Origin of the sequence: Pseudomonas sp. R62, assembly GCF_000257605.1 — a bacterium.
Lineage (GTDB): Bacteria > Pseudomonadota > Gammaproteobacteria > Pseudomonadales > Pseudomonadaceae > Aquipseudomonas > Aquipseudomonas atacamensis.
The window spans coordinates 2,304,087-2,309,390 of record NZ_JH635999.1 but is presented as its reverse complement, the minus strand read 5'-3'; the positions used below and the strand labels follow the sequence as shown (position 1 = coordinate 2,309,390).

General features: G+C 61.1%; 9 protein-coding genes and 1 pseudogene. 7 read left to right on the top strand and 3 right to left on the bottom strand.

From position 1 onward, the window contains the following. Window positions 1-510: LysR family transcriptional regulator (locus OQK_RS28155; protein ID WP_038861900.1), on the bottom strand; the 510-nt coding region annotated here is incomplete at its 3' end. A gap of 113 nt (window positions 511-623) precedes the next feature. Between OQK_RS28155 and OQK_RS28150 the strand changes: the two genes are divergently transcribed. The 3 genes from OQK_RS28150 (at window position 624) to OQK_RS29640 (ending at window position 1,994) form a co-directional block, all read left to right on the top strand. Continuing rightward, complete coding sequence (locus tag OQK_RS28150) at window positions 624-1,109, top strand: DMT family transporter (protein WP_016775407.1); 486 nt, start codon at window positions 624-626, stop codon at window positions 1,107-1,109. Window positions 1,110-1,112: 3 nt separating this feature from the next. Next, on the top strand, window positions 1,113-1,565 hold the full coding sequence (locus OQK_RS28145) for a DMT family transporter (protein ID WP_016775406.1): 453 nt from the start codon (window positions 1,113-1,115) through the stop codon (window positions 1,563-1,565). Between the two features lie 261 nt (window positions 1,566-1,826). Continuing rightward, window positions 1,827-1,994, top strand: coding sequence for a metallothionein (locus tag OQK_RS29640; protein WP_016775405.1), 168 nt, complete (start codon window positions 1,827-1,829; stop codon window positions 1,992-1,994). Between the two features lie 22 nt (window positions 1,995-2,016). Here the strand turns inward: OQK_RS29640 and OQK_RS28140 are convergent, their stop codons facing one another. After that, the gene (locus tag OQK_RS28140; protein WP_016775404.1) at window positions 2,017-2,289 is read right to left on the bottom strand and encodes a hypothetical protein; all 273 of its coding nucleotides are present in this window, start codon (window positions 2,287-2,289) and stop codon (window positions 2,017-2,019) included. A 49-nt stretch (window positions 2,290-2,338) separates the two neighbouring features. After that, window positions 2,339-2,566 carry a DUF6555 family protein gene (locus tag OQK_RS28135; RefSeq protein WP_016775403.1) on the bottom strand — a complete coding sequence of 76 codons (228 nt, stop codon included), beginning with the start codon at window positions 2,564-2,566 and terminating at the stop codon, window positions 2,339-2,341. A gap of 146 nt (window positions 2,567-2,712) precedes the next feature. Between OQK_RS28135 and OQK_RS28130 the strand changes: the two genes are divergently transcribed. The 4 genes and pseudogenes from OQK_RS28130 to OQK_RS30705 all read left to right on the top strand — a co-directional run. Then, complete coding sequence (locus tag OQK_RS28130) at window positions 2,713-3,480, top strand: AraC family transcriptional regulator (protein WP_016775402.1); 768 nt, start codon at window positions 2,713-2,715, stop codon at window positions 3,478-3,480. Between the two features lie 210 nt (window positions 3,481-3,690). After that, window positions 3,691-3,864 (top strand): DUF1427 family protein, encoded by a 174-nt coding sequence (locus tag OQK_RS29635; RefSeq protein ID WP_016775401.1) that lies wholly within the window; start codon window positions 3,691-3,693, stop codon window positions 3,862-3,864. 31 nt (window positions 3,865-3,895) lie between these two features. After that, window positions 3,896-4,852, top strand: a complete 957-nt coding sequence (locus OQK_RS28125) for a quinone oxidoreductase family protein (protein WP_016775400.1) — start codon at window positions 3,896-3,898, stop codon at window positions 4,850-4,852. Between the two features lie 172 nt (window positions 4,853-5,024). After that, a pseudogene (locus tag OQK_RS30705) lies at window positions 5,025-5,304 on the top strand (type VI secretion system tip protein VgrG); the annotation flags it as partial.

The following is a 5,304-nucleotide window of genomic DNA, read 5'->3' as shown; positions in this document are numbered from 1 at the left end:
GACCTGAAAACGGTGCGGCGCCAGAATGCGTGCCTGCATGCTTGAATCGTGCAGCGCGCCGATGCGAAACAGCAGGTCGGCGCCTTCCTGTAGCGGGTCGACGTAATGGTCGGTTTGCTGGATATCCAGTTGCAGCTTCGGATAACGCGCGCAGAGCTGGCCCAGCCAGGGCGTCAGATGGCGTTGGCCGAACACCACTGGCGCGTTGATGCGCACCAGTCCGGTGGGTTCGCTTTGCTGTTCCTGCAACGCCTGTTCGGCTTCTTCCAATTGCACCAGCAGTAACCGCGCATGGTGCCCGAGCGTGCGCCCGGCTTCGGTCGGGGTGACGGCGCGGGTGTGGCGGTAGAGCAATTGCTGGTTGAGCGCCTGCTCCATCAATTGGATCTGCCGCGAAATGGAGGAGGGCGCGACCCCTTCGCGGCGGGCGACTTCGGAAAAACTGCCGTGGTCGAGGACCGCTACAAATAGCCTTAACGCTTTGAATCCGAGTTCGTTGAGCCCGTGCATGCCTTGTCTCGCTGTGCGTATTGCGCAAAAGTGTTGTCCGGATGCTCCCATTTATCGCACAGCGGCGCCAGCCGATAATCCGCGCCATTGTTTTCGAGCGTGGAAGGTTATGTATGCAGACGTTGGATGAAGGGGTGGTTGCTGCACCGGTGAAAAGATCGGTGTTGCGTCTGCTGTTGCTGCCGCTGGTGATTCTCGCTGGCATGGGCTTGTCGGTGGAGGCCGGTTTGCTCGGGCCGCTGGGTGAGCAGGTCGGGCATTTGTGGGCGACGTTGAGCATCTTCGGTGTGGGTTCGGCGATTCTGTTTTTGCTTTTGCTGTTTGCCGGTCCGCAAAAAGGTCCGGCGCTGACCGAACTGCCGCGCTGGCAGTTGATCGGCGGGTTTCTCGGGCCGATCTACGTGGTGGTGCTGACGCTGGCGACGCCGCATATCGGCATCGCCATGACGATGATTGCGATTTTGTCCGGTCAGGTCGGCAAGAGTGTGCTGATCGACCATTTCGGCTGGTTCGGCGCGACGCGCAAGAAGGTCAACGGCGAGCGCTGGCTGGCGTTGGGCTTGATTGTGGTGGCTTTGGTTCTGATTGCGCGGGGGTGAGTGATGGGTCTGGTGATTTTGTTGGCGGTGGTGGTGTTGGCCGGTGCGGTGTTGAGTGTGCAGGCCGCGATCAATGGGCGTCTGGGTGAGACGGTGGGGGTGCTGCGTAGCAGTCTGCTGACCTTTGCGGTGGGCGCGGTGGTGACCGGGTTGTTGATTCTGTTTTTCGAGCCGGCGCAGGCGGTGAGTCTGCTTGAGGTGCCGAAATGGCAGTTGACCGGGGCGCTGTTCGGCGTGGTGTACATGATGGTGATGGTTGGCGCGGTGCCGGTGGTCGGGACGGCTGTGGCGACGGTGGCGGTGATTGTCGGGCAGTTGGGGATGGGGATGTTGATCGACAATTTCGGCTGGTTGGGGAATCCGGCGATCGGCTTGTCTCCGAGTCGGATGTTGGCCATGGTATGTCTGGCGGTGGCTTTGGTGTTTATGTATCGGAGTTCGCGGCAGGCGCAGTGATTTTTGAGTACATATCCGGTGCTGCGGGTGTTGCCCTCCGCTCAGCCTGCCGACGGGCTCTGAGATCAAGATCAAAAGCTATTCGAGCTAACGCTCATTGCTTTGTGCGGCGAACACCTATGGGAGCGAGCCTGCTCGCGAAAGCCATCTTCCGGTCGCTCAATCTCTCATCAATGGCCCAGCCTGCAACACCACCTTCTACACTGTCCCATATGGCTTGCTCGCAAGCCCCAGACAACCACCACGCAAGGAGTCTGTCCCATGTCCGATAAAAAATGCGACTGCCCGGGCTGCAACTGCACCATCAAAGAAGGCGAACATTCCTACGCTGTACACGGTAAACACTATTGCTGCGAGGCTTGCGCTCATCACCATAAGCACGGTGAAGAGTGTGCGATGAAGGGTTGCGGTTGCGCTCATCCGAAATAAGCGCGGCAAAAAAAAGTGGAGCCTAATCAGGTTCCACTTCCATTTTCAGACTGTCGTCGTCCTGTCGTTCAAAGTGCCTGACCGTGCCTTGCAAGGTTCGCCCTTCGACCTTGACCACCACAACCTTGGCTTGGTGGAGGTCTTCCGGTACCGGTGCCTGGACGCACAGGGTGAAGCGGTAAGGGTCGTCCGCAACCGTTTCCAGTGCGACTGCGCAATTCACCGTTTTGGTGATCTGGCCGAAGAAGGTGGTCAGGCCGTAGTCCAGTCGGGCCGGGTGATAAGTGTCGGTCATCGGTCAATTCCCCCTGTCGATTGCCAAGCCTGCGGTGAAGGCGGTGGGGTCAGTTGGTCTGGCGCCAGGTGACGTTTTCCAGGCCGAATTTTTCTGCCATCGGTTTGCTGGTCTTTTGCACTTTCTCGCGGCCGAAGCGCGGGATGCGACCTACGCCCGCGTCGCAGCTTGCCCAATGCCAGGCTTCGGCGTTGTCCATTTTGTCCGAGCGGATAATGAACGACTTGGGGGTGCCATGCAGTGTGTAGTCGATGACGTAAAGTTTTGCGTTGTTCATAAAGCCCGAATTCCTCCCTGTGGTATTAAACGGATCGCGCTGTGCCGGGAAAATTCATTCGGATTGTCCGACGGTAGCTATCGTTGGCGAGGGCGGGGCGTGCTGGTTACCATGGCGGCTTCGCCAATCCCCTGTGAACGCTCGCCATGGCCCTCGCCGCGCCCCCTGATCTGACCGACACCGATGTGCCCGTGCAACCGCTGGCGCGAACCTATCCGCGTGGTTTGTTCATCGAGCCGCACGAGCATGTCTGGGGGCAGTTGCTGTATGCGATGAGCGGGGTGATGTGGGTGGAAACCCCGCACGAAGCGCTGGTGGTGCCGCCGCAGCGGGCGGTGTGGTTGCCGCCGGGAGTGCCGCACGGGATTCGTGTGGTGTCGGATTTGCAGATGCGCAATATCTACCTGCGCCCGGCGCTGGCGGCGACGCTGGATGCGACGGTGCAGGTGATCGAAGTCGGTGGTCTGCTGCGCGAGTTGATTGTCGGGCTGGTGGCGCAGGGCGATGCCGGCGAGGCCGAGTATTACGAGGCACTGGTCGGGCTGGCGTTGCTGGAGTTGCGCCGGGCAAGGCGTTCGCAGTTGAAGATTCCGCTGCCGGATGAGTCCGACCGGCGTCTGATGAATCTGTGTCAGGCCGTGATGGCCGCGCCGTCGCTGGAGATCCCGTTCGAGCAGCATGCGCAGAACGCCGGGGCCAGCGTGCGTACGCTGGCGCGGTTGTTCAAGGACAGCCTCGGCATGGGCTTCGCCGAGTGGCGACGGCAGGTGCAGTTGGCGACGGCGGCGGCAGCGTTGATTCAGGGCGTGGCGGTGAGCGTCATTGCTCGCGAACTGGGTTATTCACCGAGCAGCTTCAGCGACATGTTTCGCCGGGAGCTTGGCGTGGCGCCTTCGCAATTCTCGGCAACTTGAACAGATCCCGGTGGGAGCGAGCCTGCTCGCGAAAGCTTTGCACCAGGCAATGAAGTTTTGACTGGAAGACCGCATTCGCGAGCAGGCTCGCTCCCACACGGTTCTATGGCGGCTGCAGAAGGTTTGTCCGAAATTCAGAAGTCCTTGGCCGATACCGCTCCGCCCGTTTCCCTAGACTCTGCCCATCACTTATCGCGGCGGAGTTCCTCCATGAACTACCTCATTTCTCTGGCCATCGGCCTGGGCGTCGGCCTGCTCTACGGCGCGCTCGACTTCCGTTCTCCCGCACCACCGGCGATCGCGCTGGTCGGTCTGCTCGGCATGTTGGTCGGTGAGCAGTTGTGGCCGCTGGGCCGGCAACTGGTCGCTGGCTGGTTGTCCTGAATTTCCCTTTTTCCTTTCGGTGGATGTGCCCATGAAAGCGTTGCAATTCGATCAGACCGGCGACCTGTCTTCCCTGCGTTTCGTCGACGTTCCGACCCCGGTGCCCGGCGCCGATGAAGTGCTGGTGCAGATCAAGGCTGCCGGCCTCAATCCCAGCGATGTGAAAAACGTCCTTGGGCGTTTTCCTTACACCACACTGCCACGGGTTCCGGGGCGGGATTTTGCCGGGGTGGTGGTCGAGGGGCCGCAAGCACTGATCGGTCAGGAAGTCTGGGGTACCGGGCGCGAGCTGGGCTTCTTCGCCGACGGCGCCCATGCGCAATTCGTCAAATTGCCGGCCAGCGGCGTGGCGCACAAACCGGCGCATTTGAGTTTCGCTCAGGCGGCCAGCCTTGGCGTGCCGTACACCACGGCGTGGGATGCGCTGGAACGCAGCCTGGTCAGCGCCGATACGCGCTTGCTGGTGATCGGCGGCGGGGCAGTGGCAACCGCGGCTTTGGCCCTGGCAAAAGTGCGCGGCGCGCAATTGCTGGCGGCGGCGCGCCGGCCCGAGCAGGTAGCCGATTTGCAGAAGCAGGGCTATCAGACGATTCAACTGGATAAGCCAGAAGACCTCGGTGCGCAGGTCAACGCGGTGTATCGCGGTGGCGCCGATGTCATCTTCGACACCACCGGTTTCTGGCTGCCCGCTTCGGTGGCGGCACTGGCCACCTTCGGCCGCATCGCCATCATCGCCGCGCCGGTCGACGGCCACGTGCAATTGCCGGCGCTGGCGCTGTATCGCAAGGGCGGTTCGGTGGTCGGGATCAACTCGTTGTTGTACGGCGTTGAGGCGTGCGCGGCGATGCTCGAGCAGTTCGGGCGGTTCTTCGATGAGGATCGCTTGCCGCTGCCGCAGGGCTTGGTGCAAGTGCCGCTGGCTGAAGGGCTGGCGCGCTATGAAGAGGTCAATCAGGGCGGTGGCGACAAGATCATTTTGCTGCCCTGACCACAGGGGAAAGGCATAGGATCCGGGATCATTTCCGTAGGATCCCGGCCGCTTCTCTGTGGGCCATGTCCTTTTCGCTCGCAGGCCGGCAAAACAGGGAAAGGTCTGACTTCACCCATTGCAGTGCACCGTTGCACAGTCCCGTCTTTCAATCAGACACAGGGACAGGTGGATGCGCATCGCTGGCAGGCCCGTTGTTTTCACTCTCGAGATAGAAGGCGTTTCCCACGATCTTCAAGTGTTCGGTTTTCGCACCCGGGAAGTGCTCAACCAGACCTACGAACTGGATCTCGAGCTGGTCAGCGAGCGCCCCGATCTGGATCTGGAAGGCTTGCTGCATCGGCCGGCCTTTCTCTGTTTCGGTGCCGACGGTAGCGGCATGCACGGGCTGGTCTATCGGGTCGGCCAGGGTGATTGCGGTGTTCGGCTGAGCCGTTACAAGATCACCTTGG

Bases quoted from the DNA above. Each gene is read 5' to 3' on its own strand.
- OQK_RS28125 (WP_016775400.1), top strand. From the start codon at position 3,896: ATGAAAGCGTTGCAATTCGATCAGACCGGCGACCTGTCTTCCCTGCGT.
- OQK_RS28135 (WP_016775403.1), bottom strand. From the start codon at position 2,566: ATGAACAACGCAAAACTTTACGTCATCGACTACACACTGCATGGCACC.
- OQK_RS29635 (WP_016775401.1), top strand. From the start codon at position 3,691: ATGAACTACCTCATTTCTCTGGCCATCGGCCTGGGCGTCGGCCTGCTC.
- OQK_RS28130 (WP_016775402.1), top strand. From the start codon at position 2,713: ATGGCCCTCGCCGCGCCCCCTGATCTGACCGACACCGATGTGCCCGTG.
- OQK_RS28150 (WP_016775407.1), top strand. From the start codon at position 624: ATGCAGACGTTGGATGAAGGGGTGGTTGCTGCACCGGTGAAAAGATCG.
- OQK_RS29640 (WP_016775405.1), top strand. From the start codon at position 1,827: ATGTCCGATAAAAAATGCGACTGCCCGGGCTGCAACTGCACCATCAAA.
- OQK_RS28145 (WP_016775406.1), top strand. From the start codon at position 1,113: ATGGGTCTGGTGATTTTGTTGGCGGTGGTGGTGTTGGCCGGTGCGGTG.
- OQK_RS28140 (WP_016775404.1), bottom strand. From the start codon at position 2,289: ATGACCGACACTTATCACCCGGCCCGACTGGACTACGGCCTGACCACC.